Annotated in this window: 32 protein-coding genes; 18 read left to right on the forward strand and 14 right to left on the reverse strand. The window is 66.4% G+C overall.

Going from position 1 to position 25,104, the window contains the following annotated elements; genetic code table 11:
* Positions 1 to 25: 25 nt before the first annotated feature.
* Entirely contained in the window at positions 26 to 739 is a 714-nt protein-coding gene (locus tag QH195_RS24315) for a VIT1/CCC1 transporter family protein (protein ID WP_280421130.1), read from the reverse strand.
* A gap of 240 nt (positions 740 to 979) precedes the next feature.
* Complete coding sequence (locus tag QH195_RS24320) at positions 980 to 1,726, reverse strand: metal-dependent hydrolase (protein WP_280421129.1); 747 nt, start codon at positions 1,724 to 1,726, stop codon at positions 980 to 982.
* A gap of 393 nt (positions 1,727 to 2,119) precedes the next feature.
* Between QH195_RS24320 and QH195_RS24325 the strand changes: the two genes are divergently transcribed.
* Positions 2,120 to 2,668, forward strand: a complete 549-nt coding sequence (locus tag QH195_RS24325) for an Rv3235 family protein (RefSeq protein WP_280437145.1) — start codon at positions 2,120 to 2,122, stop codon at positions 2,666 to 2,668.
* Between the two features lie 150 nt (positions 2,669 to 2,818).
* Here the strand turns inward: QH195_RS24325 and QH195_RS24330 are convergent, their stop codons facing one another.
* Complete coding sequence (locus QH195_RS24330) at positions 2,819 to 3,310, reverse strand: hypothetical protein (RefSeq protein WP_280437146.1); 492 nt, start codon at positions 3,308 to 3,310, stop codon at positions 2,819 to 2,821.
* Positions 3,311 to 4,189: 879 nt separating this feature from the next.
* On the opposite strand from QH195_RS24330, the gene QH195_RS24335 reads away from it, so the two are divergent.
* From QH195_RS24335 to QH195_RS24355, 5 genes are all read left to right on the forward strand, one after another.
* Positions 4,190 to 5,056: an NAD(P)-dependent oxidoreductase gene (locus tag QH195_RS24335; RefSeq protein ID WP_280437147.1), complete on the forward strand. Its 867-nt coding sequence runs from the start codon at positions 4,190 to 4,192 to the stop codon at positions 5,054 to 5,056.
* Between the two features lie 70 nt (positions 5,057 to 5,126).
* On the forward strand, positions 5,127 to 5,525 hold the full coding sequence (locus QH195_RS24340) for an NAD(P)-binding domain-containing protein (RefSeq protein WP_280437148.1): 399 nt from the start codon (positions 5,127 to 5,129) through the stop codon (positions 5,523 to 5,525).
* Positions 5,497 to 5,706, forward strand: a complete 210-nt coding sequence (locus QH195_RS24345; RefSeq protein ID WP_280437149.1) for a hypothetical protein — start codon at positions 5,497 to 5,499, stop codon at positions 5,704 to 5,706. The genes QH195_RS24340 and QH195_RS24345 overlap by 29 nt, the downstream gene beginning before the upstream one ends.
* Positions 5,707 to 5,828: 122 nt before the next feature.
* A complete protein-coding gene (locus QH195_RS24350; RefSeq protein WP_280421122.1) occupies positions 5,829 to 6,659 on the forward strand; it encodes an SAM-dependent methyltransferase in 831 nt (276 codons plus the stop codon).
* 75 nt (positions 6,660 to 6,734) lie between these two features.
* A complete protein-coding gene (locus tag QH195_RS24355) occupies positions 6,735 to 7,283 on the forward strand; it encodes an NADAR family protein (protein ID WP_280437150.1) in 549 nt (182 codons plus the stop codon).
* A gap of 55 nt (positions 7,284 to 7,338) precedes the next feature.
* On the opposite strand, the gene QH195_RS24360 is transcribed toward QH195_RS24355, so the two are convergent.
* Positions 7,339 to 7,734: a VOC family protein gene (locus tag QH195_RS24360; RefSeq protein WP_280437151.1), complete on the reverse strand. Its 396-nt coding sequence runs from the start codon at positions 7,732 to 7,734 to the stop codon at positions 7,339 to 7,341.
* A 114-nt stretch (positions 7,735 to 7,848) separates the two neighbouring features.
* Between QH195_RS24360 and QH195_RS24365 the strand changes: the two genes are divergently transcribed.
* Both QH195_RS24365 and QH195_RS24370 read left to right on the forward strand, forming a co-directional pair.
* On the forward strand, positions 7,849 to 8,445 hold the full coding sequence (locus tag QH195_RS24365; protein ID WP_280437152.1) for a TetR/AcrR family transcriptional regulator: 597 nt from the start codon (positions 7,849 to 7,851) through the stop codon (positions 8,443 to 8,445).
* 110 nt (positions 8,446 to 8,555) lie between these two features.
* Positions 8,556 to 9,758, forward strand: a complete 1,203-nt coding sequence (locus QH195_RS24370) for a cytochrome P450 (RefSeq protein ID WP_280437153.1) — start codon at positions 8,556 to 8,558, stop codon at positions 9,756 to 9,758.
* 222 nt (positions 9,759 to 9,980) lie between these two features.
* Here QH195_RS24370 and QH195_RS24375 read toward each other — a convergent pair whose 3' ends face one another.
* The gene (locus QH195_RS24375; protein ID WP_280437154.1) at positions 9,981 to 10,637 is read right to left on the reverse strand and encodes a TetR/AcrR family transcriptional regulator; all 657 of its coding nucleotides are present in this window, start codon (positions 10,635 to 10,637) and stop codon (positions 9,981 to 9,983) included.
* 162 nt (positions 10,638 to 10,799) lie between these two features.
* Here QH195_RS24375 and QH195_RS24380 point away from each other — a divergent pair, with 162 nt between their 5' ends.
* Together QH195_RS24380 and QH195_RS24385 are read left to right on the forward strand one after the other, a co-directional pair.
* A complete protein-coding gene (locus tag QH195_RS24380; RefSeq protein WP_280437155.1) occupies positions 10,800 to 11,021 on the forward strand; it encodes a hypothetical protein in 222 nt (73 codons plus the stop codon).
* Between the two features lie 23 nt (positions 11,022 to 11,044).
* Complete coding sequence (locus QH195_RS24385) at positions 11,045 to 12,586, forward strand: carboxylesterase/lipase family protein (RefSeq protein ID WP_280437235.1); 1,542 nt, start codon at positions 11,045 to 11,047, stop codon at positions 12,584 to 12,586.
* A 202-nt stretch (positions 12,587 to 12,788) separates the two neighbouring features.
* Here QH195_RS24385 and QH195_RS24390 read toward each other — a convergent pair whose 3' ends face one another.
* A complete protein-coding gene (locus QH195_RS24390; protein ID WP_280437156.1) occupies positions 12,789 to 13,682 on the reverse strand; it encodes an SDR family NAD(P)-dependent oxidoreductase in 894 nt (297 codons plus the stop codon).
* A gap of 74 nt (positions 13,683 to 13,756) precedes the next feature.
* Here QH195_RS24390 and QH195_RS24395 point away from each other — a divergent pair, with 74 nt between their 5' ends.
* On the forward strand, positions 13,757 to 14,350 hold the full coding sequence (locus QH195_RS24395) for a TetR family transcriptional regulator (protein WP_280437157.1): 594 nt from the start codon (positions 13,757 to 13,759) through the stop codon (positions 14,348 to 14,350).
* A 109-nt stretch (positions 14,351 to 14,459) separates the two neighbouring features.
* Here QH195_RS24395 and QH195_RS24400 read toward each other — a convergent pair whose 3' ends face one another.
* The 4 genes from QH195_RS24400 to QH195_RS24415 form a co-directional block, all read right to left on the reverse strand.
* Positions 14,460 to 15,401: an ESX secretion-associated protein EspG gene (locus tag QH195_RS24400; protein ID WP_280437158.1), complete on the reverse strand. Its 942-nt coding sequence runs from the start codon at positions 15,399 to 15,401 to the stop codon at positions 14,460 to 14,462.
* A complete protein-coding gene (locus QH195_RS24405) occupies positions 15,398 to 16,648 on the reverse strand; it encodes a WXG100 family type VII secretion target (RefSeq protein WP_280437159.1) in 1,251 nt (416 codons plus the stop codon). Before QH195_RS24405 ends, QH195_RS24400 begins: the two co-directional genes overlap by 4 nt.
* A gap of 2 nt (positions 16,649 to 16,650) precedes the next feature.
* Positions 16,651 to 17,040, reverse strand: coding sequence for a hypothetical protein (locus QH195_RS24410; RefSeq protein WP_280437160.1), 390 nt, complete (start codon positions 17,038 to 17,040; stop codon positions 16,651 to 16,653).
* A gap of 67 nt (positions 17,041 to 17,107) precedes the next feature.
* Complete coding sequence (locus QH195_RS24415; RefSeq protein WP_280437161.1) at positions 17,108 to 17,572, reverse strand: DUF3558 domain-containing protein; 465 nt, start codon at positions 17,570 to 17,572, stop codon at positions 17,108 to 17,110.
* Here QH195_RS24415 and QH195_RS24420 point away from each other — a divergent pair.
* Entirely contained in the window at positions 17,562 to 17,711 is a 150-nt protein-coding gene (locus QH195_RS24420; protein WP_280437162.1) for a hypothetical protein, read from the forward strand. The two genes, QH195_RS24415 and QH195_RS24420, sit on opposite strands and share 11 nt — an antisense overlap.
* 71 nt (positions 17,712 to 17,782) lie before the next feature.
* Here QH195_RS24420 and QH195_RS24425 read toward each other — a convergent pair whose 3' ends face one another.
* Both QH195_RS24425 and QH195_RS24430 read right to left on the reverse strand, forming a co-directional pair.
* A complete protein-coding gene (locus QH195_RS24425) occupies positions 17,783 to 17,980 on the reverse strand; it encodes a DUF397 domain-containing protein (RefSeq protein ID WP_280437163.1) in 198 nt (65 codons plus the stop codon).
* Positions 17,977 to 18,870, reverse strand: coding sequence for a helix-turn-helix domain-containing protein (locus QH195_RS24430; protein ID WP_280437164.1), 894 nt, complete (start codon positions 18,868 to 18,870; stop codon positions 17,977 to 17,979). Before QH195_RS24430 ends, QH195_RS24425 begins: the two co-directional genes overlap by 4 nt.
* Before the next feature lie 535 nt (positions 18,871 to 19,405).
* On the opposite strand from QH195_RS24430, the gene QH195_RS24435 reads away from it, so the two are divergent.
* From QH195_RS24435 to QH195_RS24445, 3 genes are all read left to right on the forward strand, one after another.
* Positions 19,406 to 19,618 (forward strand): hypothetical protein, encoded by a 213-nt coding sequence (locus QH195_RS24435; protein ID WP_280421109.1) that lies wholly within the window; start codon positions 19,406 to 19,408, stop codon positions 19,616 to 19,618.
* Positions 19,615 to 20,223 carry a hypothetical protein gene (locus QH195_RS24440; RefSeq protein ID WP_280437165.1) on the forward strand — a complete coding sequence of 203 codons (609 nt, stop codon included), beginning with the start codon at positions 19,615 to 19,617 and terminating at the stop codon, positions 20,221 to 20,223. The genes QH195_RS24435 and QH195_RS24440 overlap by 4 nt, the downstream gene beginning before the upstream one ends.
* A 157-nt stretch (positions 20,224 to 20,380) precedes the next feature.
* Complete coding sequence (locus tag QH195_RS24445; RefSeq protein WP_280421107.1) at positions 20,381 to 21,001, forward strand: antibiotic biosynthesis monooxygenase; 621 nt, start codon at positions 20,381 to 20,383, stop codon at positions 20,999 to 21,001.
* Here the strand turns inward: QH195_RS24445 and QH195_RS24450 are convergent, their stop codons facing one another.
* Positions 21,002 to 21,382 (reverse strand): winged helix-turn-helix transcriptional regulator, encoded by a 381-nt coding sequence (locus tag QH195_RS24450; RefSeq protein ID WP_280437166.1) that lies wholly within the window; start codon positions 21,380 to 21,382, stop codon positions 21,002 to 21,004. It lies immediately after the preceding gene.
* A 79-nt stretch (positions 21,383 to 21,461) separates the two neighbouring features.
* Between QH195_RS24450 and QH195_RS24455 the strand changes: the two genes are divergently transcribed.
* Positions 21,462 to 21,872: a RidA family protein gene (locus QH195_RS24455; protein ID WP_280421105.1), complete on the forward strand. Its 411-nt coding sequence runs from the start codon at positions 21,462 to 21,464 to the stop codon at positions 21,870 to 21,872.
* A 58-nt stretch (positions 21,873 to 21,930) separates the two neighbouring features.
* Here QH195_RS24455 and QH195_RS24460 read toward each other — a convergent pair whose 3' ends face one another.
* Positions 21,931 to 23,295, reverse strand: a complete 1,365-nt coding sequence (locus tag QH195_RS24460; protein WP_280437167.1) for a PucR family transcriptional regulator — start codon at positions 23,293 to 23,295, stop codon at positions 21,931 to 21,933.
* A 229-nt stretch (positions 23,296 to 23,524) separates the two neighbouring features.
* On the opposite strand from QH195_RS24460, the gene QH195_RS24465 reads away from it, so the two are divergent.
* Together QH195_RS24465 and QH195_RS24470 are read left to right on the forward strand one after the other, a co-directional pair.
* Positions 23,525 to 24,298 carry a MerR family transcriptional regulator gene (locus tag QH195_RS24465; protein ID WP_280437168.1) on the forward strand — a complete coding sequence of 258 codons (774 nt, stop codon included), beginning with the start codon at positions 23,525 to 23,527 and terminating at the stop codon, positions 24,296 to 24,298.
* 7 nt (positions 24,299 to 24,305) lie between these two features.
* Positions 24,306 to 25,091 carry an adenylate/guanylate cyclase domain-containing protein gene (locus tag QH195_RS24470; RefSeq protein WP_280437169.1) on the forward strand — a complete coding sequence of 262 codons (786 nt, stop codon included), beginning with the start codon at positions 24,306 to 24,308 and terminating at the stop codon, positions 25,089 to 25,091.
* The last annotated feature ends 13 nt before the right edge of the window (positions 25,092 to 25,104 follow it).

Here is a 25,104-nt window from a genome sequence, read left to right on the forward strand (position 1 = left end):
CGGGGCAACAGATCTCGGGTGCTCCTCAGATACCGGCGACATCCGCCAGCTGGCCGATACCGTAGGTGACCGCCATCGCCAGCGCACCGCCGAGCACCACCCGGGCCACCGCTCGCACCCGGTTGCTGCCGCCGAGCCAGGCGCTGACCGAACCCGTCAGTGCCAGCGCGAGCAGGACCGCGACCATGGTGACCGGGATCCGCGCCGTGGTCGGCGGCAGCAGGATCGCCAGCAGCGGTAGCAGCGCACCGAGAGTGAAAGCCACCGCCGACGAGAACGCCGCGTGCCACGGATTGGTCAGTTCGTCGGGATTCAGGCCGAGCTCGGCCTCGGCGTGGGCGGCGAACGCGTCGTAGGCGGTCAGCTCCTCGGCCACTTGCCGAGCGGTCTCGGCGGACAGGCCTTTCGCGTGATAGATCGCGGTGAGCTCGGCCAGTTCGTCCGCCGGATCCTCCTTCAGTTCGCGGCGCTCCTGTGCGAGCAGCGCAGCCTCCGCGTCACGCTGGGTGCTCACCGACACGTACTCACCGACAGCCATGGAAATGGCGCCCGCGCTGATCCCCGCGATCCCGGCGGTGAGGATCGTGCTGGTACTGGACGCGGCCGCCGCGACACCCACCACCAGGCCCGCGGTCGAGACGATCCCGTCGTTCGCCCCCAGCACCCCGGCCCGCAACCAATTGAGCTTGGCCGCGAAACCCGTCTGCGGGAGATACCGATCCTCCGCTGCCTCTGTCATACCCAGAGGCTATGACAAATGTGTCAGCTGAGGACATCCTTTCCGGTAGGCGGGCCGCCATCGAGTCCGGCTCGCGCCGCGGCCGGCTCTTCCTCGGTGACATGGCCGCACTCCGCCTTGTATCGGCGTGTATCCGCGGCCAGGCGTTCCCGGCGAAGCGCTCGGTCCACGGCGGCGGTGCTGTGTCCACGCCCGGGGAGGTTCTAGCGGGCAGTGTGCGCCTCTTCGGACTGATCCGGGCTATTGCGGAACTGCGTACAGGTAGAACAAAACGATCGTGACCAGGCCCATCGCCGGGGTGAGGACCCAGGTCTCCACCTTGTTGCCGGTGCGGGAGATGATCGGGACCGCCAGGCGCGGCTTCAACGGCCACAGCAGTGGGCAGCCGCGGTCGGTGAGGCAATCGCCGACGATATGGATGAGCGCGCCGAGGCCGATGGCGAACGGGAGCCAATACGGGGAATCCGGGAGCCAGCGGTCCATCAGCACCGTGCCACCGGCGGCCAGCAGTACGCACAGACCCCAGGCGCGGAAAGAGTCGCCGCGCGGTGTCAGATGCAGGGCCCGGATACCGAAGGCGAGCATGACGAAGATGACACCCAGGGTGAAATATCTGCCCAGGTAGTGCACACCGGCCCAGGTCGCCCAGCCTGCCAGCAGGACGAACAGCAATCCGTGTGTGCCCTTGCGGTGCCCACCGGAAACAGTCGCGACCCCCTTCGCCACCACATTGCTCAACGGGCCCAGCGAATCCCCGATCGTGCCGCCCGGATGATCGATATCCGGCAGCAACGCCGCACCGGCCGTGATCAGCGCCCCCAGGATCAATTCGAGCGCGCTGACATCTACAGGGCCGCGCACGAATTCCATCACCGGGACGGGTACGACGGTAGCGGCGGTGGCGAATGCCAATGCGCCGCTGGTGGCATGGGAATGGCCGAGCAAAAGAACTCCCGGTATCAAGGTGCGATCGGACGTAGCGATCAAAGTTAGCAATCGATCCCGACAACCCGGACCGCCGCACGACGCGCCGGACACCCGCGGTCACGAGACACGCCGCGCCGACGGTGGTTTCGATGAAAACGCCCTGGGAAATCTGTACGCCGGCATCCATCGATGCAATGCTGGCGCGACCGGAGCGCCGGTGGAGCGCTCCGTTCTCGGAGGGGGTGTCGAATGCGTGATGTCCGGCCGATTCTGTATCGGGTACCCGATTTCGAACCGTCGACGGAACCGCCGGGTGGGCTACCGCCCGACCGGTGCAGGGGTGCCGAGCCGCCTCCAAGGCTGCCGTCGGCCGGAACACCATCGGACGTAGCGTCGTCGGGGGAGGCGCTTTCTCCCGGGACGCCGGGACCGCTGTCTGCACGGACGCCGTCGGTGCGGATCGGGGCACGGACAATCAATAGCGCCCGCGAGACGGGGGCGGCGCCGGACGAGTCCCGTGGTGCCGTCTCCAACGCATCCACAACGACATGCGTACCCGCGGAAAAATCCACTGGTTGCCGAACCCGCATCGACCGCAAATCCCTGCGCGCCAACCGCAGCGCACCGGCGGGGATTCGCCGTGCGCACCGCGCCGGGCATTCGGCCGACGACCGCACCGAGCCGATCGAGGCACAGGAATTCGCCGGGAAAGCCCTGCGGATTCTGCTGGAGGTGCTGGACCGCCGCCGCCCGGTAGCGCAGCTCAACACCCTGTGTGCCCCCGCGCTGATCCACGCGGTCGGTGCCCTGGTGGCGGGTGATCACGCCCCCAGCCGGACCTTGGGCGCCGCAGTGCTGACCAAGTTCCGGTTGTTCTCGGCCGACGACCACGCGTTCGAGCTCATAGCCATGTACCAGCGCGGCCCCCGCCGCCTCGCCCTCGCCGGCCGTGTCGAGCACACGGCCACCGGCTGGAAGCTCACCGCCTTACGTCTGACCTGAGCGCCCGCCCGGCGCCACCCGGCTCGGCTCCCGGACTCGGCGGGCCGGTCGACTCCTGCCCGGCCTCGGACCACGGTGGTGCGCCGGCAGTACAGGCCAGCGGTCGTGGTGGGCGGAGAGCCCGGCCGACCGCTACCGCGTCTGGCGGGTTCAGGTGTCCAGTTCGTAGGTGTCGATGAATTCCTGGCCGCCGATGAGGTAACGATCCAGGCTGATCTCGTCCGGTTTCTCCGGATCGAAGGGCGTGCCGATCTTGCCGTCGACCTCGGCGTATTGTGGTTCACCCCACGGGGCCATTATCTCGATCGGGTGACCGGTGTCGTTCGGGATTGCGCGTATCTTCCCTTTCGCTCGATACACTCCGGCTTCCTCGGTCTCCTCGTGCCGTTGCCGGAAGTGGGTTCGGGCGGCGTCGATATCCGATTCGGCTGCCTTGTAGATGTATTCCTCGCCGCCCGGGTTCGTGATGACGACCTGGCCTGCCCGGGTGCGATTGGTGGTTTCTCTGGTGCCATCCGCCAGGACGGTTTCGACGAGCTCGCCCTCCTCCGCGATTCGGGCGCGGACCAAACTCTTCTTCCGGTAGATCGGAGCCTCCGCGAGTTTGGCCGTGTAGTCGGGTGTGGAGAGATCGAGTCGCACCCTGCGCTCCGGATCCGAGCCGGTCGCAGTGTCCGGCTTCCCGGTATTTCTGCCCGCAGGCTGGGCGAACTCCGGAGTTCTGCCTGTTCCGGCCACAGGTTTCGCCGCTGCGGCGTCGCTCTGTTCGAAAACCTTGCCGGCATCGCGTGCGGTATCGGCGGCCCCCGGGTGGGCAATTCGTGAGCTCGGGTGTAATGCGGCGCGAGCTGCTTCAACTTCTGGATCAGCTCCGCCGCTACATCTGCCCATGACTGCCCCGCGGCCATCGCTGGTCCTCCGATTACATGCTCACAAGCTCGAATGCCGGAATAAACACATGAATCGACCACAGTCGACCCACCGGCCTGCTATTTCTGCCGCTGAAATTCGGAATCCATACGATCCGAAATGCAGGCCACTCCGGTCGGGGCCGCCCGTGCCGGCGTCCGGTTCGCGCCAGGACCTGCGTCGACGACGATACTGAATCAATTTGCCTCGAACAATTCTTTCCCGGTATATTTCGGGAATTTCGTGCTCGCTTCACATTTCGAAATTCAGTTTTTGTTCCTTATGCACAACGCTTGCGTCTAAAAGAAACGCGCGTGGAGTTGCGATACTTTCCCACGGGGAGCATGGGGCGGCCGGGCCGGATCTCCGCCGAGAGCGCTCGCAGTGTTCGTGACGCGCAGGACGCCAGTGGCTTCCGCTGTGATGTGGGTCATTCGCCCATCCGGTGGACCTTCGGGAGCACTTCGCTTACCTGGAAGTGGGGTATCCCACCAGGAAGTGTGTACTTGTCCGGGTCGGCGTCCGAGCCGACACTCGGACCTTGTGAACGAGACCCCGGAAGCCCTCCGAACAGCACGTACTGGAATCACAGCGGCCGGTCAGGAGGTTCCGGTGACCGTGCTCGGCACGGGATCGATGGGGCGGGCGCTCGCCGAAGCCTTTCTCGCGGCCGGGCATTCGACGACGGTATGGAATCGGACTCCGCACCGGGCGGCTCCGCTGGTGGCGGCGGGCGCCGACCACCAGCTCGACCTCGCCGATGCCCTCGCCGCAAGCCCGTTGGTCATCAGTTGCACCAGCGGCTTCCGGTCTGCACGCGAGAGTTTGACGGGCGCGGAGCACCAGTTGGCCGGCCGGACCGTGATCACCCTCAACAGCGGCACCCCCGCCGAGGCTCGGGAATTCGCGGCGTGGGTGAAAAGCTGCGGGGCGCGTTTCCTCGCTGGGGCGATCAAGAATGTGCCCTCGGCCGTCGGTAAGCCGGACACCCTGTTGTATTTCTCCGGTGAACGAGCGGTATTCGACACTCACCGGGCAACGTTGCAGGCGCTCGGCGGCGACCTCGTCCATCTGGGGGACGACCCGGATCTGGCCGCCCTCTACGAGTCGGCCGTCGGCGCTACCCTCCTGCCTGCGCTGCTCGGATTCTTCGAAGGCGCGGCGTTGCTGGCGGGTCGTGGCATCGCAGCGCAGACGATGGTGCCCTACTCCGTCAAATGGCTACAGATGATCGAATCACTCCTACCGATCATGGCCGGAGAGATCGACGACCGGGACTACACCCGCCTCGGTTCCTCGATCGCGTTGTTCCACGACGCGATCCCCTACGACGAGCAGCTCGGCGCAGACTCGGGCGTCGATCTGTCCTGGCACGCTCCGATGCACGAGCTGTTGCAGCGAGCGGTTGCCGAAGGTCGTGGCGAGCAGAGCATCACCGCCTTGTTCGAACTCCTGGTATCTCGCCGGTCCGGCCGGTGAGAGCTGCCACGAAACACCGGCCCCGATACAGGGAGGAAGCGCCATCATGTCGCATACAGCAACCGGTCCGGTGACCGTTATCGGGCTGGGCCCGATGGGACAGGCGATGGTCCGTTCGCTGCGGGCTTCGAACCTCGTGGTCTCCGTCTGGAACCGTAGCCAGGAAAAAGCAGAAGCCATGAGGGAATTCGGCGCTACCCGTGCGCATACGGTCGCCCGGGCTCTCGATGCCGGCGAAGTGATCGTGCTCAGCCTGACCGACTATGCCGCCATGTACGACGTCCTCGGGCCGGCTGCCGACCACCTGCCCGGGAAAACAATAGTCAACCTCTCGTCGGATACGCCGGACGAGACCCGCGCGGCCGCGAAGTGGGTCCGTGCGCGAGGCGGCCGCTTCGTCGCCGGCGGAGTGATGGCCGACGGAGCGGGCGGTTGCCGCCATGGCAACCGACACCGGCGGGTGGCGTGATCTCGGACATCTGCGCATGATGACGGCCGGTGCCGGGCACGTGGCCGAGACCGCCGCCGTCGGAGTCGACACGGGCTCGGCGCGCGCGGTGCAGAACCACTGGCGTGGTGCGCTGGCCGAAAGCGAGCGGGCCGGTGAGCCGATTTCGACCTTCCAGCTGCTTCGGGGCGATACGGCATAACCGATCACGGTGCCTGCGTGCTCCGCCCGATTGTGGGAACGGGCCATCGTGGTTGCGGGGACAAAGGTTTGCCCGGCTGCCTACCATGAGGGCACGGGAGGCTCCGTCGACGGGAGAGCGTGATGAACGACAATGCGGGCGTGGTGGATCCGAATACACCGAGCATCGCGCGGGTGTACGACTATTTGCTCGGGGGGAAGGACAATTATCCGGTCGATCAGAAAATCGGCGACCATTTCAAGGTCGATCTGCCCGGTTCGGTGGCCATCGCCTTCGGGAACAGGCAGGCGCTGGTGCGGGGTGTGCGCGATATCGCCCGCAGTGGGGTGAAACAGTTCATCGACCTGGGCAGCGGACTGCCGACAGCGGACAACGTGCACCAGATCGCGGCGCGATACACCGACGGTGCGAAGGTCGTCTATGTGGACAACGATCCGATCGTGCTCGCGCACGGCCGGACGCTGCTGGCCACCGACGACCGCACCACCGTGGTCCAGGCCGATGTGCGTGAGCCGGAAAAGATCCGAGACAACGACGAGGTGCGCCGCCTCATCGATTTCGAGCAGCCGGTGGCGATGGTGTTCAGTGCGATCCTGCACCACCTCAACGACGACGAGGATCCGCACGGTGTCGTTTCCTACTGGCGTGATCAGATTCCCTCCGGAAGTCAGGTATTCATTTCCCATTTCAGGTCCGGTGGGAATGCGGAGACCGAGGCGGCGGAGCAGAAACTGCAGTCGACGTTCGGGCGCGGCCGGTGGCGCACCGACGATGAGATCCGTGAGCTGTTCGGTGATCTGGAGATCCTCGAACCCGGAATCGTGCCAGCGGTCTTGTGGCGGCCCGATACCCCGGACGAATCCGATTCGCCACTGAGCAGTATCGGCACGGCGGAACGGGAACTGACCGTATGGGATCAGCTCATATCGGCCGGGTTGGCTCGCAAACTGTGAGAGCGGGAGCCGCCGAGCAATCGGTGAACCGGAAATGGGATGTGTTTTCGGAGCCTCGGGGGCAGACTCGGAGGAGTGCAAGCGCGTAGTGTCGGCGAATTGATCGCCGCTTCCGATCGTGAGCGGGTGAAGTACCTGCCGTTCTGGGGCCACCAGCCGCGTCCCGACGGGCGGATCGGTGCGAATTGCCTGAGCCAATGGTGGCCGGTGCGGTTCACGGTCGACGACGTGGATTTCGCGACGGCCGAGCATTACATGATGTGGCGGAAGGCGTTGCTCTTCGACGACTACGACATCGCGGAAAAAGTTTTGGCGGCAACGCATCCGGGTGCCGCCAAGAAATTGGGCCGGAGTATCCGGGGGTTCGCCGACGATACGTGGGTGGAACACCGGTTCGGCATCGTGGTGAGCGGCAACCTGGCGAAATTCGGTCAGCACGCGGAGTTGCGACGATTCCTGTTGGACACCGGGGATCGAGTCCTCGTGGAGGCCAGCCCGGTGGACCGGGTCTGGGGTGTCGGGCTGACTGCCGACGATCCCCGAATCGAGAGCCCGGCCGGGTGGAAGGGGCTGAACCTTCTCGGGTTCGCCTTGATGGAGGCCCGTGAGCGGCTGCGGGCCTGACTCGTGGCGTATCGGCTCGCGCCCGATCGGTGTTGCCGGTCGACCCTGTAGAACTTCAGCGGGGGCGGTGGACTCGTAGGTCCACTGGGCGGCCGTCGGGATCGTGCGCTGTCATCGTCCATTGGGTGGGGAGGGTTTCGATCGGGCCCACCTGCGCTCCCGCTGCGAGCAGCGTTTCGCGCAGGGAGCACAGTTGGTCGTAGGCCGCCAGGCGCAGGCCCCAGCCGGCGCGGCCGAGTGGGTCGGGGCGGCTGCTGCCGGGACCATCTGTTTCGACGAGCATCAGGTGGTCGGCGCCGCCGACGTCGAGTATCGCGATCCGAGGTGCGTCTGGAGCGGCGGGGCGTTCGAAGGCGAGCCGGGCGCCGAGTAGTCCGGTGTAGAACGCGGTGAGCCGGTCGATATCCGTTGTCGGCAGGGTCAGATGGTTTATTCCGAGGAGTTCGAGCATGGTTCGCCGAGCCTAATTCGGGGACTGCGGCGGCGTCCATCCTCCGGGCTGCCTGCTTTGTCCCGATCCGGAATGTGTTTACGCTGCTTGTCCGGATATCGGATCGGAGGACAGATGGTCGGCGGAAACGAGCCGGGTGGCCGGAGGCGGGATTCCGCGGCTACCAGGGCCGCGATTCTGGCGGCGGCACAGGAATTGTTCGCCGAGCGGGGCTACGAGCGGGCGACGGTGCGTGATATCGCGACCCGTGCAGGTGTGAACCAGGCGCTGCTGTTCCGGTATTTCGGGAACAAGGATGAACTGTTCCGGGCGACGATGACCGATCGGGGCCGGTCGATGCTCGAATCCGGCTCGGTGGAGACGCTGCTGTCGAGGCTGCTGGAAAAGGCGTTGGAGCCGGGGGAGGCGACAGTGCACGGGAATTGGTTGCAGGCGGCATTGCGGTCCAGTGGACACGAGGCGAGTGCGTCCGTGATCCGCCGGGAATTGGGGGAGGAGTACATCCGGGCGTTGTCCTCGCTCACCGACGGGGAGGGTGCGGAGGTACGGGCAGATCTGCTGCTGGCCTGGCTGCTCGGTATCGGACTGGTGCGTTCGGTGCTGCGCCGGGAGCCGCTGGCCGGTGCCGATCCCGCCGAGGTTGCCGGATATGTGCTGCGTGCGGCGGGTGTGCTGCTGGAACGGAACGACCCCGGATTTCCTCCGGAGTAACGGTATCTCGTCGTTGACGCGTGATCCCGCACACCCTTACCCTGGCTAAGTAAGCAGCCGCTTACATTGCTGGGGTGTCCGCCCGCCGGGCGCCGCGGAAGGGAGATCGCATGACCGTGAACACCGAGGTGCGCCGCTACCCCTTCGGTGCACCGACACGTCTCGATATGGACCCGCTCTACGCGAAACTGCGCCGCGAGGAGCCGGTCAGTCGGGTCGAATTGCCCTACGGCGGCCAAGGCTGGCTGGTCACCCGCTACGACGACGTCAGAACGGTGCTCGGCGATCCCCGGTTCAGCCGCGCGGCGACCGTCGGCCGCGAAGACGTCCCGCGCGCCACCCCGGCTCCCGCGCAACCCGATTCGCTGCTGAGCCTGGATCCGCCCGAGCACAGCCGGTTGCGCAAACTGGTCGCCAAGGCGTTCACCAGCCGCCGGGTCGCGGAACTCCGCCCGCGCACGCGGCAGATCGTGGACGAGAAACTCGGCGAAATGGAACGCGCCGGTGCCCCCGCCGATCTGGTGCAGGGGCTGGCTCTTCCGTTACCGGTAACCGTGATCTGCGAAATGCTCGGCGTGCCGGCCGGGGAGCAGCACCGTTTCCGTGACTTCTCCGACGCGATCCTGTCCACCACCGCCTACACCCGCGAGCAGATCGAAGCCGCCCGGGGTTCGCTCGAGGGCTACCTGGCCGAACAGGTGGCCCAGCGCCGGGAACACCCCACCGATGATCTGCTCGGTGCGCTGGTCGCGGCCCGCGACGACGAGGACCGGCTGAGCGAACGGGAACTGGTCAATCTGGGCGTCGGGATTCTCATCGCGGGCCATGAGACCACCGCGAACCAGATCGCCAACTTCACCTATGTCCTGCTCACGCAGCGCGAATACTGGGACCAGTTGCGTGCCGACCCGGAGCTGATCCCGGGCGCTGTCGAGGAACTGCTGCGCCACACCCAGCTCGGCGCCGGCGGCGGACAACCGCGGGTGGCGACCGAGGACGTGGTGCTCAGCGGGGTCACGGTGCGGGCAGGGGAGGCGGTGTTCGTGCACACCCAGGCCGCCAACCGGGACGAAGCCGTATTCGACGATCCGGAAACACTCGACCTGACCCGGCCGCGCAATCCGCACATCGCGTTCGGGTACGGGGCGCATCACTGCCTCGGCGCGCAGCTGGCGCGGGTGGAACTCCAGGTCGCGATGGAGGCATTGCTGGAGCGGTTCCCGGGTTTGCGGCTCGCGGTGCCGGAGGACGAGATCCCGTGGAAGTCGGGGTTGCTGGTCCGGGGCCCGGAGAAACTTCTCGTGTCCTGGTGAGCCGTGAGCCGGTTGGCCGAGTGGCGAACCGGTTCGGGCGCTCGCCGCTGCCACCAGGTGAGGGCTACGCCGGCCAGTCGATCATCTCCTTATCCGCGCCGCCTGTTCCAGGGTGAACTAGTCTGTCGGGTTTGCGTAGTGGCCCGGCCGAGTTGCCGGCGTGGCGGGGGACCGGGATGGCCGTCCGTGCCACAACGCCCCGTCCTCCGTCTACGTCGGCTCTCAACCTGTGCGAGGCGACTGTGATGTCGTCGGTGTGGATTCGGGTGGGTGTGGGTCGGCGTCGGTGAAAATGCGGTCGAGTTGTGTGTCGATCAGAGTGAGGGCGCGTTCGGGGCTCAGTTGCCCCAGCAGCAGTCGGGTCTGTAAACCTTCGGCGGCAGCGGTCAGGAACATGGCTTCACCGGCTGCGTCGACCTCCTGGGGTACCTGCTGGAAAGTCTGGCCCCGGGTGAGGAGGCCGGCGACCAGATCGGCCAGCGCTGGTGGGGCAGCCCGTGCCACGGCGGCGAGATCGGGTTCGGTGAGGAAGCGGACGAAGTAGGCCGCGTACACCACGTGCCTGCTGCGTCGTTCCTCGTCCAGGGGGAGCATTTCCAGTAGCACGCCTCGCACGATCGCGCGGATACCAGGGTCTTCGCCCAGTGCTGCCAGGCGATCCCGGGCCTGTTCTTCGGCGTCTGTATTGAGAATTTCCAGTGCGCCGAGCAGCAATTGGTCGCGTGTGCCGAAGTAGTACTGCAGCAGGCGCGCGGACACTCCGGCTTCGGCCGCCACCTGTCGGAGGGTGACCTGTTCGAGTCCGCCGCGTATGGCCAGCCGCCAGACCGCTTCGGCGATCTGGCGGCGGCGTAGTGCGTGGTCGACCTGTCGGGGCACGGGTTTGGTCCTTGTCGTTCGATCCTTCGGCAGGCAATCCTTTGTGGTGCGATCGTATCAACGCTGTTATGGTGCAGTCGAACCATGAAGTTGCCACCGCGTCGTACTCCGGCGTGTGGATTTCCGGCCAGAGGCCGGCCTGAAGACGAAAGAAGAGGGCGAATGCGTTACGTGACAGCGTTGATCGGCGGCATGCTGCTGCTGGTGCTCGGAGTCCAGGGCGCGATCAGGTTGCTGGCCGACCACGGCAATTCCGGGTTGCTGAGCTGGCTGCCCGGTGGATTCCCGGTTCAGTTGCCGGTATATGTCGTGGTGGCCTGCGTTGGAGTGCCGCTGGCGGGTTGGGGTAACCGCAAGGCCAAGCAGGCCGGTGTCATCAAGTGATCCGCTGCCGGTCGCTGGTGTTCGTGGTCGCTGGACTACTGGTTGCGGCCACGCTGGCCGGGTGCGGTGCACTCCCTGACTCGCGCGCGGAACCACGAGCACCTCTGATCGATCTCGACGCAGGCAGGGTGCGCGGGATCGAAGCCGACGGGGTAGCCCGCTTCCGGGGTATTCCCTATGCCGCGCCGCCCGTAGGAGAACGCCGCTGGCACCCACCGCAACCGCCGAATACCTGGCGAGGTATCCGCGAGGCGACGACTTCAGGCCCGGTCTGCCTGCAACCGGAGGCGCCTGAGATGCCACCGGGTCTCGACCAGAGCGAAGATTGCCTCACCCTCGACGTGACTGCTCCGGCCGGTGACAGCGCAAAGGCGGCCCGGCCGGTCCTGGTGTGGATCCCGGGCGGTGGTTTCGTCACCGGCGCCGGCTCGATCTACGATCCGGCCCGGCTGGTGCGTGCCGGTGGCGTCGTGGTGGTGACGGTCAACTATCGGCTCGGCGTATTCGGCTTCTACGCCCATCCCGGACTCCGCGGCAGCAATTTCGGGCTGCAGGACCAGGTCGCGGCCCTGGCATGGGTGCGCGACAACATCGCTCATTTCGGCGGCGACCCCGGCCGGGTCACTCTGGCGGGTGCTTCGGCCGGTGCCATGAGCGCCTGCACCCTGCTGACTTCACCGCAGGCTCGGGGACTGTTCCAGCAGGCGATCGTCGCCAGTGGCTCGTGCCGGACCAGCCACCCCGCAGGCGCGTTCGGCGAAGCGGTCGGCGCCATCTCGACATGGCAACCACTGACCACCATCCAGCACACGGGCCGCGGCCTGGCCAGTCGATTGGGCTGCTCCGATGTGGCGTGCCTACGTGACCTACCGGCGCGGGCACTGTTGCCGCATACCGCCGGGTTCCCGCTGCTGGCCTACGGTACCGAACTCGTACCCGAGGAGCCGGCACGAGCATTCGACTCCGGAAAACAGGCAGAAGTGCCACTTCTGCAAGGGAATACCGCAGACGAGCACCTCGAATTCACCCTCGCCGCCTATCCGGAGCCGCTCACGGCCGACCGGTACTCTGCCGTGCTACGGACTGCCTTCGGGCAGGCAGCCGCGGACGTCGAACGGCGGTATCCGGCAACGGATTTTCCATCGCCCACGGCCGCGGCCGGACGAGTCTTCAGTGACCGCGACTGGATCTGCCCGTCCTGGCGAACCGGCCGGCAGCACAGCACCAAGGCGCCCACCTATGCCTACATCTTCGCCGCCGAATCCGCGCCGACTCCCGCCGGAAACCCGCTGCCACCGCATGTCCGACCGGCCACCGCGCACGGCTCCGACCTCTACTACCTGTTCGATTTCCCCACCGGACCCGCGCTCACTGCCGAACAGCAGCCACTCGCCGATCTTCTCGTCGGCTATTGGACCGCGTTCGTCCGGTCAGCAGACCCGAACGGCGCCGACCGCCCCCACTGGCCCCGGTTCGACGAACAGAACACCGCGATCAGATTTCAGGACGGCGCCGGACAGGTCGATATGAATGCCGGGCACCACTGTGAACTGTGGGGGTTGTGAACGTCGACCATCGAGGTATGGCAGTTGGTCTGGTAGCGGCCGGAAAAGTGACCGGCCCTACCGCACAGTGGCTCGCCGAAATCACCGCCCGGTGGTAGGTCGGGCGGCGTGGCGGCCGGGCTGTTGTGCGGTGCTGATGGCCGGTTTCGCAGTGGCGCACTTTCATGCGCACGCCCGCGGGAGCCCTTCCGTTCGTGGCGGATCACTGTGTGGTCAGCCGGTCGCGTTGTGTCTCACACAATTCCCAGATGATGCTCTGGGTGCTTCTGTCCAGGACGGCACCGGGCCACTGGGTCGGGGTGGCCTTGCTGTTGAAGTAAGTCCCGTGAATACCTTCGGCCTCGGGACTGGAGGCGAGGTACACGCTGGAGCGGGTGGCCCGCAGTAGTGCGCGGTGGCCGTAGACGATCGGCATGGCGAGCCGCAGCAGCGGCACTATCGGTCGCGCCGGCAGCGGGTAGGTGGCGGTGGTGAGGTTCTTGTTCATCGACGTGTACGCGTGCCCGGGGTAGGCCACGTTCAGCGTCACACGGGTGCCGTCGAGTTCTCGGGCGAAACGGTAACTCATCGCCATCTGTGCCAGCTTGGTCTGGTTGTAGAACGACAGCCCGACGTAGGATTTCTCCCCTTGCAGGTTGTCCAGGTCGATCCGCCCCTTCGGGATGCCGCCCGTGATGTTGACGACCCGGGCGGGCTGCCGAGTGGACCCGGCGGCCGTCAGGGCCGGCATCAGCCAATGCGTGAGACAGAACGGCGCGACCACATTGACCGCGAACGCGGTCTCGAGGCCGTCTTCGGTCAGTGTCCGGTGGGGTCGCGTCGCACCCGCATTGTTGATCAGCACATCCACACCATCGGTCCGATTGCCGACCTCCTCGGCGAGGCGCTGCACGTCGCGGAGCCGGGACATATCGGCTGTGATCGCTTCGACGCGGTCGTTCCCACTGCAGCCGCGGAGCTCGTCCACGGCAGCCTCGGCACGGTCCCTGTCGCGCCCGACGAGGATGACGCCGGCCCCCAGTACGGCCAGGGCTCGCGCGGTTTCCTTCCCGATACCTCCGGTACTCCCGGTCACCAGCACGGTCTTGCCTTCCACGGTCACCACTCCACTCGCTAGATTGTCACTTGGTGACATCATAGACACCTGATGTCGACAAGTAGTCTGAGTGCGTGACAGAAGGACTGCGCGAACGGACGCGCCGAGCGGTCCGGGCCGAGCTCGCCGAGGTCGCCATGGGCCTGTTCACCCGGAAGGGATTCGACGAGACGACTGTCGAGGAGATCGCCGGCGCAGCCGGAATGACCAAGCGCAGCTTCTTCCGGTACTTCCCCACCAAGGAAGACGTCGTCTTCGACGGCGTCGACCTCACCGGAGAGAAAGTTGTCGCCGATATCGCGGCTCGGCCTGTCGGCGAAGACGCCTGGGAGTCGCTGCATCTGGTGCTCGGGGCCTGGCAGGGCGAGATCCAGGCCGGTGAGCAGATACTCGCTACCCTTCGGCTCATCGAGGCCACACCCGCGCTCGTCGGACGATTCCATCACCGGCGAACCGAATGGCGGCAGCGCGTCAGCGAAGCGCTGCGAAACCGCCCAGGAGCAGACATCGACGCATACACCGCGGACTTGCTCACCAACGCAGCCACCGCGGTACTCGACGCCGTATCCAGCGAGTGGGTGCGATCAGGCGGGAAGGCGGACCGCACGGCTCTGCTGGACCGAGGGTTCGGCCAGATCGACGTCGGCCCCGACGTGCGCCGGGTATGAACTCGCGCGGCGGCTACCGGCTGACATCAACGTCCAGCCCCGCAACACCTGGGCCCTGGTTCAACGGCCATACGACGCCCAGGACGTCCGCCGGCGGAGCGCGGGCAGCTCAGGACAGCCAGCCGCGCTGGTTGCGTTCCCGGAAGTAGGCGTCGTCGGCGTCGATCTCGTCCTGGGAGATCACTCGCCGTAGGGGTGCCTGCGAGGAAAGTTCGCGCTGGGGTTGCCGTGGTTGTGCGCTATCCCGGGGCGGCTGCGGGGATGCTGCCCGGTGCGGCGCGCGCGGTGTGCTCTGCCGGACTGTGCCGATGGCGTGCTGGAGGCGCCGGGTGATTTCGTCGGGTGATCCGGGCGCGAGGGTGAATTCTTCGCTGCTGTGTTTGATCAGCAGGTATCGCCCGTCTTGGGGGAGGAGGTCCATCCAGTGGAAACCGTGTGGGTTGCCGGTCGGGCGGGAATCGATCGCCGGTCCGGCGAAGACTCCGATTTCGCCCACCCCGGAACGCGGCCGGCGCATGATCTGGTTGATCTGTTCGATACGGGACATCCGGGTCGGGTGCCGGGCGTATTCGATCTGCCCGATCTCGGCCCGGGTGCCGCGAACCTGCGCGAACCGGCCCGGCGCGCAGCGGGGGAGGCAGGCCACCAGCCTGGCGGAGAGTTCTTCCGGTGCCAGAGTGAGCAGTTGGATATCACCGCCGTATTCCTTTGTCGGACCAGGGCTCTGGAGCGCCAACGTGGCCGACCGCCCGGCGAGACCGGCATGTATCCGCACCACCCGCTCGAAACCGCGATCGTAGGCGCCGTGCACTTCGATCCGGACCTGCGGTTCCAGCAGCGTGCGCATGGCGTGAAAGAAACTATCGTCCGCCATCGCCTGTAGCCGCTGCGCCGCCGACACTCGGACGCGCTCGTACTCCTCGGCGCTCGGCGGTGTCTCGGTCGGACCGAGCGGCAGCACTCGGATCGGATAGGGCAGCCGATCACGCTCGAAACGGCGCACCGCCTGAATGAACATCTCCCCGCTCAGGCGCCACTGCAGGTCGTTCACCCGCCGATCACCCCGCCCGGCGGCAGAGCCGGCGGCTGAGTGCCCAGCAGTTCGCTACCTCGGTCGTAGATCAGGTAGTCGGGGGTTTCGTGTTCGTCGTCGTCCTCGCGGTTACCGCGCGCGGCGCCGGGCGACATCATGCCGGGCATCCCGGTGCGACCGGCCCGGTTGCTGGTACCGGCTGCCGTGGTGGCGGCCGGGGCACCGGCGGGTTTGTTCGGGCTGCCCTGCACCGTCTGCCCGGGAATGTAGGGGGCGGTCTGCGGAGCACCCGATGGAGTACCGGACGGGGTGCCCGCAGGCAGGCCGGGCGTACCGGGGGCCGTGGGCGATCCGGTGGTGAGGGAAGGTGTTGTCGGGGTCGTCGACTGCGGGGTCGTCGATTGCGGTGTGGTGCTCTGCGGTTCGGTCGACTGCGGTTCGGTGGGCTGCGGATCCTCGCCGGTGGGCTGTTGTCCGGGGTCCCCGGTGTCGGTGCCGTCGTCGGTAGTGGTGCCGGGGGGTGCCGTGGTGCCGTTGGTCGTGGTGGAACCTGTCGGAATATCGGTGCCCGGTGGTTTACTGCCGTCGTCCACCGGCTTCACCGGCTCCGGCAACACCGGGGTCTTACTGTCGACATCGGTAGCGCCGGGCTCGTAGTACGTCGTCATCACGTGACGTGCGGTTTCCTGGGCTTCGTCGGCGCGATACTGCGGGGTCTTGAAGACGTCATCGGGGAGTAGGGCGTTTGTGATCCAGTCGCCGGTGGATTCGTTATCCGGTTTTCCGACGGATGCTTTTGCCTGCGCCAGGTGGCCTTCGATCAGGTCCAGACCGTGCGCGACCATCTGAAAGCTCGCGGCGAGTGAGGTGAACGAGGCGCTGAATGCCCGTACGCCGTTGACGGCGGCCGTGCCGGATTGCCCGTTCCAGCCGGCTTCGAGGTCGGCGTTCACGCCATCGAGGAACTCTTTGTTGGCGTCGCGAGCTTCGGTCGCCAGATTCCGCCAGGCGGTCGCTTTGTCGTTGATGAGCGCGGAATCGACATCCTGGAGCGCATCCCAGATCTGCTGGTGCGTCATGGCAGCGAAGCCGTCCTTCTCGAGGATGGCCGGGCCCGCGAACTCACCGCCCCATTCGCCGACCAAACTCGACCATTCGCCGCTGAAGGCGGCGCGATCCTGCCCCCATTTGGTGTCTTGATCTTTGACGACCTGGTCATCGGCCGCTTTGTTTCTTTCCGCTTCATCGGACCTGTACCAAGCCATGATCACGCTCCCGCATTGCCCAGCGCACTGGAGGTGGACTGATCGGTCTCTTCGATGCGGCGTCCGGCCAATTCGAAGGTTTCTTTCATCAAAATGACGATGTCGATCGCAGCCTTCAACCGATTCGCTGCGGAGTCCGGGTCGCCGACCCCTTTGCGAGCGAGCTTGTCTCGCAATGCTGCTGCGGATCGAAGAGTGCCGAATCCGCTCAGTGTGCCGAGGTGCTCTGCGGTACGCAGCATCTCGTCCAAGCGGTCGATGAAGGTGTTACATCGGCTCACCAGCTGAGTGCTGATGCCCTCTTCCATTCGTAGTTGGCCGCTTTCGGCCTGAGTTTTGAGATTCTGCCACTGTTGTAGCGTCACCGCCGGTGGGGCGTCTTGGTCAGACATGGCGGCCATCCTGAACAGAATTGTCCGGCCGGTACCGCGGGGAGCGGGAAAACGGGCTCATCGGATTTCACTCCGGTAGATACGGTTCGAGCGTCGTAGCGTGCTGTACCGCCAAACCGCACGGCGGCGACTCCGGTAGCGAGTCGCGCCGGCTGTAGCGCCAGTTGACGGAAACGAAGGCGAGGCCGTGCTCCGTCGGGAGGCTGGCATAGCACAGTCGTATCGGGCTCTCGCCGGTACTGGGATAAAACGTGAGTCCAGACCTACCGTTGATCTCTACGGGGCTGATTCCTGTGATGGCCGTGTTCTCGGACCAGCGATCCTGGGCGAAGGTACTCGAACCCACGCTGATGTAATAGGGCCCGTCATTCGCATCCCAAGAGCAGATACGGAATGCCGCCTTGTCGCCGGGGGCATCTACGTCGGTGTCTTTGGTTCCCGGGTCCGCGCCGGTTGCCCGCAATGCTTCCTCCGGCAGTTCCGAGCACGGGTTCCAGTCGACGTTCTGCTCTCCTGCGGTGGTGATCGACACTCCCGGAGATGGTTCCCCGCTGTCCGAGACCCCGCAACCGGTTACCAGCCCCACGACTGCCATCGCCGCCACGGCATTCCCCACTACCCGTGCGTGCTTCTTCCTCGCGGTGCGCATGCCCCTCCTGCTCGGCGTGTGAGCCATCCACACGAACCCACATTCACCCTACAGGCCGGTCATCCGGTTCGCGTAGCCTCCGGACCACCGGCCTCAGCGGGGACGAAGCCGAAGGCTGGTGGTGAAGGTGGCCCACTCACTCGGTGCGAAGACGAGCACGGGACCTGCCGGGTTCTTCGAATCGCGGACTCCGATGGTCGTATCGTTCAGCCAGGCCACCTCGACGCATTCTCCGGTCGAGTCGCTGTGGGAGGATTTGAACCATCGGGCCGGGGCCATGTCGGAAGTCATTGCTCGTATCTCCTTGCCAACTGCCTGAGCAGGTCTCTCGATCGGTGCTCCTCCAGTGTGGCTGCCCGCAGAGTGTCGTGGATCCCGCGATAGATGTTCACATCGTCGGTGCTCTCGAAAAACATGGTTCCCATGGTTGCTTCGGTATGCACAACTGGCGGTTCGTCGCGGAACTCCCCGCCGGTGGCCGGGAAGTCCAGGATGATAAAAGGGTGGACCGGTGCCCACGTGCCCGGGAATCCTGCGGTGAACGGCAGTATCCGCACGCTGATGTTCGGTCGAGTGCTCATATCGGCGATATGCCGCATCTGCCTGCACATGGTGGCGGCCGAACCGACACGAATATGAAGCGCACTTTCGTGTATCAGGAACTCTGCGTGTACCGGGTGGTGCTGTCTGGTCAGAATCGCCGCTCTGCGCATCCGCAGTGCCAATCGCTGTTCAACATCCTCTGGTGTGTCATCCGGAAAGAAAGGCAGCACAATGCCCCGTGCATAGTCCAATGTCTGGAGCAGCCCAGGAACGATCGAGGATTGATAGACGTGCAGTTTCGATGCCGCTGGTTCGAGTTCGAGATAGGTTCCGAAGCCCGCTTTGATCCGGTGGCGCGAACTCACCCACCACGATTTCGTAGCCGACTGCTGAGCGAGGGTCTTCAACTCCGCTAGCTGGTCATCGGTCAGTTCGTACAGCCGACCGAACCCCTCCACATCCCGTAACCGGACCTTCTCGTTGTGCCCCTTCTCGATTCGGATGACCGAGGTCTTGCTCATCTCCATTTCCCGCGCGGCCTGTTCCAGGGTGAATCCCGCCCCCTGCCGCGCTTCGCGTAGTGCCCGGCCCAGTTGCCGTCGCGGCAGGGTGGATCCGGGTTGTTCGTCTCGTGTCATTTCTCCCCTTCCCCTCGGTCGGCAGAAAAGCCCAGAACGCGGTCCGATTCGGACGTTTCCCCGGAGCGGAACGGTCCGTGATCAAGGCTTCCCGCCGACTCGAATCGGACTGTCCCGCTGAACTATTCATTCCGGCGAACCACCGGCAACTCAACCATAGGTACGAGCGGCGCGGAAGACCTCTGAGCAGCAGAATTCGGCCGGAATGCGCCATATGTCCGGCCTCGGAACGTTCCAGTGCCGGACCGCCCGTAAATCGGAGTATTCGAAAGGTACAGCCGAGCCTGCCGCTGGTTACTGAGTACGTGACGTCGGATGGTTACGGGTCCGGAACGGACCTGGTGTGGGTCCGTTTCGTACCTCTGCGGGGTGTCGGGCGTTCCGGCCCCTGGGCCGACGGACCGATCGAATCGGACTGTCCCGCTGAGCTCTTACGGCAGGACGTACGGAGCGGACGATAACCCGCATGGTGGATCGATGCGGAAGCCTTTCGACGGGGCAACAACGGCACCCCGGCGGCAGAACTCACAGTGCGGTGTCGGGGGAGTGGCGCGCGGTGTGGCAGCGCGACGGGGAGCGGATCCGGATCGTCCGGGTGCGTAACCTCGCCGACGACCGCACCGTGGTCGCCGTCGGCGATCTCGGCGCCGCACCGGATCTCGCCGATATGCGCGAGCGGTTTCCGGAACTCTCCGCGCTGTGGGATGTGGTCCGGCATCAGTTCTGGGCGCAGGGGACGGTCGGGTGAGCGCGATCCGCTACCCCGATGACGAGTCCATCGACGAGATCACCGCTCGCTTTCTGCTGTCGATGCCGCCGAGTTTGCTGCCGATGCTGTACGGGTTCCGGTTCGACGGCGAGAATATCGAAGCCGAATGTGCCGCTGTCGATCTCACGGGCGACCGGGGCGACGACGAACCCAATCCGGTCCACATGCGAGCCGCGCAGCTGCGGAAAGCGCTGGGAGCGGACATGTTCGGGTTCGGCCTCGTCTTCGGAGTGTGTGGTGATCAGCTCGAGGATCGGGTGGAGAACCGGCATATCCCCGAACCGGTTCGGGTCGCGGCCCGGCAACTCCCGGGGGCCGGTGATCTGGTCGTCGCCGTTGTAGTGGACGCGACCGGCCGGCAATGGTGGGCAATCGCGGACCGGTACCTCATCGAGCTGGACCCGGTGCGTATCCACGTGCCCGCTGCGGCACCGGCCGAGTGGCGGTTACCCGGAACTCTGGATGCCTCCCTGTGGACCGCCGCGCTCGCGCTCGACGAAGCCAACCACCCGTACCTGCTCCGGTGCCGCGCGGCCGGGCGCGGCACCGCCGGTACGGGTGAGCCTGGCCGCGGCGGCGAGTAGCCGGCAGCCGTCCTACCAGCGGTTGTTCTCCAGAGCCGTCAGGGCACGGATCCGGCCGAGACCGCCTACCCTCTTGCCACCGCGGGAGCGGGAGAGCAGGGTGAAGGGAGCCGGTGGCGCCACCGGGGCGCCGCCTCGAGCAGAGAGGGGGTGGGTCGTGTTCGCGCGATCTACCAGAATTCAGGCGCAACCCTCCGCTATCGATGCCGGGATCGCGTATATGCGCGATGAAGTCCTGCCCGGATTACGGGAGATCCCCGGATGCATGGGACTGTCGTTGCTGGTCGACCGGGCCACCGGGCACAGCATCGCCACCAGTTCGTGGGAGACCCGGGAGGCGATGGACGCGAGCAAACAGCGGGTCGCCCCTATTCGTGACCGGGCGCTCGCGACCTTCGGCGGGAGTGCGCAGATCGAGGAATGGGAGATCGCCGGACTGCATCGGGCACACCGGGCGAGCGAGGGCGCGTGCGTACGCGCGACCTGGGTGAAGACCGATCCGAGCCGGCTGGATTCGGCCGTGGAGATCTACAAGGCCGCCACACTGCCCGCGATGGAGCAGCTGGACGGGTTCTGCAGTGCAAGTCTCATGGTCAACCGGCGGTCCGGCCGCGCGGTCTCGTGCACCAGCTACGACAGCGCCGCGGCGATGCGTGCGAGCCGGGAACAGTCGGCTTCGCTGCGGGTGGACGCGGCCCGGCAGACCGGGGTCGAAGCGCTCGACGTGCGGGAATTCGAGTTGCCGCTCGCCCACCTGCGGGTGCCGGAAATGGCCTGATCAGGGCTCATTGTCGAGTCGGTCGTCGAATTCCGCGCGGGCGCGTTCGACCTCGGGCAGGGTGCTCGTCGCCCAGTTCAGGAGTGCGTCGAGGAGATCCTGTAGCGATCTGCCGAGGGGTGTCAGGCGGTATTCGACGGCGACGGGGCGGGTGTTGGTGACGATCCGCTCGATCATCCCGTTGCGTTCGAGGCGCCGCAGTGCGGCCGTCAGCGATTTCTGCGTCACCACCGGTATGGCCCGGCGGAGTCCGTTGAAGCGCAGGGGCCCGTGCTCGCACAGCGCGTCGAGGATCCGCAGTGACCATTTGTCGAGCACCTGATCGAGCAGATCGCGGTGCTGTTGCGTGAGCTGCGGTGCCGGTGCGGTGGTTTCCATCATGAAACCTAGTCTCGTTGAAGTTCCCTTTGGGCACCAGGTAGACATCAGATACTTGCTTCTACCAGCGAAAGGGACACTCATGGCAGTGCAACTGCTCACCCCCGAAGGTATGTTCGCGCCCGTTCCGTATCACCACGTTTCGATCGGCACCGGTGCGCGCCAGGTTCATGTGGCCGGTCAGATCGCGCGTGACGCCACGGGTAACCCGGTCGCGACCGGTGACCTCGCCGGTCAGGTCGCGCACGCCCTGCGCAGTACCGCGCGCGGTCTGGCGGGGGCGGGTGCCACTTTCGCCGATGTCGTGCGGCTGCGGTTCTTCGTCACGAACTGGAGTCCGGACAAGTACGACGCTTTCGTCGCGGGTATCGACAGCGTCGTGGACGAGCTCGGGATACCCCGGCCGCTACCGCCGCTGTCGGCGATCGGTGTGGATTACCTCTTCGAACCGGATGTGCTGGTCGAGGTCGAGGCGTACGCGGTCCTGGACTGATCAGGAAGGCGGGGGATTCGTTCTTGCCCGGCCCGCAGCAGCCCCGGAGCCAGAGCGGTTATCCGAGGGCCGCCCCCACCGGCGGGCCGGGGGACAGGGACGCCCGCGGAGTTGTGGTGGCGAGGGCGGCTGCGGACCCGCCGGTGTGCTCGAGATTCTCGGTATTCGCCGGGTCCGGTAGGGGCGGATCGGTATGGCCGGACTCGTAGGCGTTGGCGATCAGGGCGGCCTGTAGCTGCCACAGGCCTTCGGTGTCGGCGGGGTCCAGGCCGGTCAGGCGGGCGATACGGCGCAATCGGTAGTCGATGGTGTTGGCGTGGACGTAGAGAGCGCGGGCGGTGCGCTGGCGGTTGCGTTCGTTGGCGAGGTGCATGGTCAGGGTGTCCAGCAGCTCGGGCTGATCGAGCAGTGGGTCCACCGAGCTCGCCAGGCGGCGCCGGGCCGGGCCGGCGCGGGTGATCTGGTATTCCACGGCGAGATCCGCCATCCGGTACAGACCGGCGGGCCGGTGCAGGCGCTGGGCGAGGTCGAGAAGTTCGTGGGCGCGCCGGGTTGCTTCGGGTACTTCGTCGCGGCGAGCGTGGACCACGGTGGCCGGCAGCGGGTCACCCGCGGCGTTTCGCAGGCGCTCGAACAGCCTTGTGGCAGTGGTGTCGTCGTCCGAATCACAGGGAACCAGGACGGTGCCACCTTTCTCGCTGAGCCGGGTCAATGGCATATCACCGCCCCGCGTCAGTTCACCGCGCAGTCGTCGCAGCCGACGGTGCGCGCCCATGGGATCGTGGTGGTCGTCGGCGGCCTCGTCTGCCGGAGAGGTGAGGGCCAGCGCGAACACCGCGTAGGCGTCCGCGTCGCGAAACCCGCACTCGCGCGCCATTTCCGTGGTGCTCGTCCCGGCGATCAGGGCGGCTGCCAGGACCTCGGCGCCGGCCTGCCGCATGGCGGTATGGGCCCGCAATTCGCGCACGTAGGCTCTGGTGAAAGTGGTGACGACGCTGTCCAGCACCTCGGCCAGCCGTTGTCCTGCGACGACGAGCGCCCGGCTGTCGGGGCCGTGGGCGTGCCGGGCGAGCAGATCGAGAACGAACCGGAACCCGAGGTGGGTGGCGTGCTGCACGGCCTCGAGTGCCACGCCGTCGGCGGCCCAGTCGGCGATCTTGTCCTGCACGGGCTCGGGTATGCGGCCCGCCGAGCGACCTTGTAGCGCCGCGGCCACGAGTTCCAGGCATCCGGCCACCACCTCGGCGGCCTCGCGCCGCGCCACGCCGCACGGCAGTACTGCCGCCGGACTGCCGCCCTCGCCTGCGCCGGCGAGATGGTCCAGTAATTGCTGGGATAGTCGGCGGGGCCGGGGTAGATGCTCGATGGCCGGCATTCCGGCGATCTCGAGTTCCTTACTAATTCGAGGGCTGTTCGTCAGCACCGACCTCGGCCTCCTCACCGCCGAATGCACGGACCCCGATGGGCCGGCTCGGTCCGCCGGCACTCCTCTGTATCAGTAAAGACTGTAACCGACGGTGACCTGCACCACAACATCGCCGCGTTGTCTGTCCTGTCGTGGCGGAATCCCATGCTGGAAATCACCATCTACTGAGACAGTGCGGTTAAGCTTGCCGGAACTCGGCTCGCCGACGATGAGCGGAAGGATGACGATGACGCAGCAGGAGTACCGGGTCGCGGAACTGGCCGAGGCTGCCGGCGTCGCGGTGCGTACTGTGCGCTATTACCAGGACAGGGGTCTTCTCGACGCACCACGGCGGCAGGGGCGCCACGCCGTGTACAACCAGGCCCACCTGGAGCGTTTGCGGCTCATCGCCGATCTGCTCGGCCGCGGTCACAGCCTCGACGGCATCGCCGACCTGCTGACGAGCGCCGAGTACGGCGGTGGGGTGTCGGAACTGCTGGGCTTCGAAACGGCGGCGTCACAGGCTTGGGGAGACGGGGAGGTCACCCTGGACTTCGACCAGATGCTGACGCGCTTCGGCGAACAAGCCACCCCCGAGGCCATTGCCGAGGCGATGGAGCTGGGTTACCTGCGGATCGAAGAAGATCGCTTCGTCTACTCCAGTGGACGGCTGCTCGAGGCCGCGACCGCGTTCGTGGCCGCCGGTATCCCGCTGCGCTCGGTACTGGCCCTGAGCTGGGAACTGGAAGCGGCCTTCGATCGGATGGCCTTTGCGTTCGTCCGGGAATTCCGGGTCAATCTCGTCAACCCGGTGTCGGAGAACCCTGCTCCCGAACGACTGAACGAGCTCGCCGGGACCCTCGCCCAGCTACGCCCGGCCGTCCGCCAGGTCGCCGACGAACTGCTCGCCCGGGCCATGGACCGCCGCATCCATGCCGACCTGCCCGAGGTCTCCCAGCAGTTGAGCCAGGCCACCCATGCCGAGCCGGGCCCCTCCGGCGACACCACCACTCCGCGGTAGGGCACCGATGATCGAATACGTTCTGGCGGCAGCCGTCGTGGCCGAGGCCGCCGGCCTGATCGTGCTGTGGCGGTTGCTGGTACGCAGCCGGCGTGAGCTCGCCGAGACACGGCGCAGGCCCGATACCCGGCAGCTGCTGGTGGACAGCGGCCGGGAAGCAGTCAAGACCGTATGGCAGACCGCGAGCCTGGTGCGCCGCAAGGGCTTCCGCGCGGTGGTGCTCAGTTCGATCGAGGATCTGGCCGGCTGGGCGCAGGTGGAACGGCCGGACCTGGCGCGACTCACCGCCGAGGGCAATGTCGTGATCGCCTTCTCCGATATCGAAGGTTCCACCGCGCTGAACGAACGATTGGGCGATCGGGCCTGGGTCGCGCTGCTCGGCCGGCACGACCGGCTGATCCGCAAATACGTCGCCGCGCACAACGGGCATATCGTGAAGAGTCAGGGCGATGGTTTCATGATCGCGTTCGGCGACGCCGAGCAGGCAGTGCGCTGCGGCCTGGACGTGCAGGGCGCTATCGGCACCCTCGCCAAACCCGTGGCCAGTGTTCGCGTGCGGATCGGCATGCATATGGGCCGATCGGTCCGGCGCGGGGACGACCTGTTCGGCCGGAATGTGGCCATGGCCGCCCGTGTCGCCGCCCAGGCGCACGGCGGCGAGGTCCTCGTCAGCGAGTCGGTGCGCGACGCCGTGGCCGGTCGGCCCGATATCGCTGTCACCGCCGCCCGCGCAGCCGAACTCAAGGGCTTCCGCGGCAGTTTCCAGCTCTACACGGTGGCGTCGGGGGACTGAAACTCCGATGGCG

This window comes from Nocardia carnea (genome assembly GCF_029868855.1).
In the GTDB taxonomy this organism is placed as follows: Bacteria; Actinomycetota; Actinomycetes; order Mycobacteriales; family Mycobacteriaceae; genus Nocardia; species Nocardia carnea_A.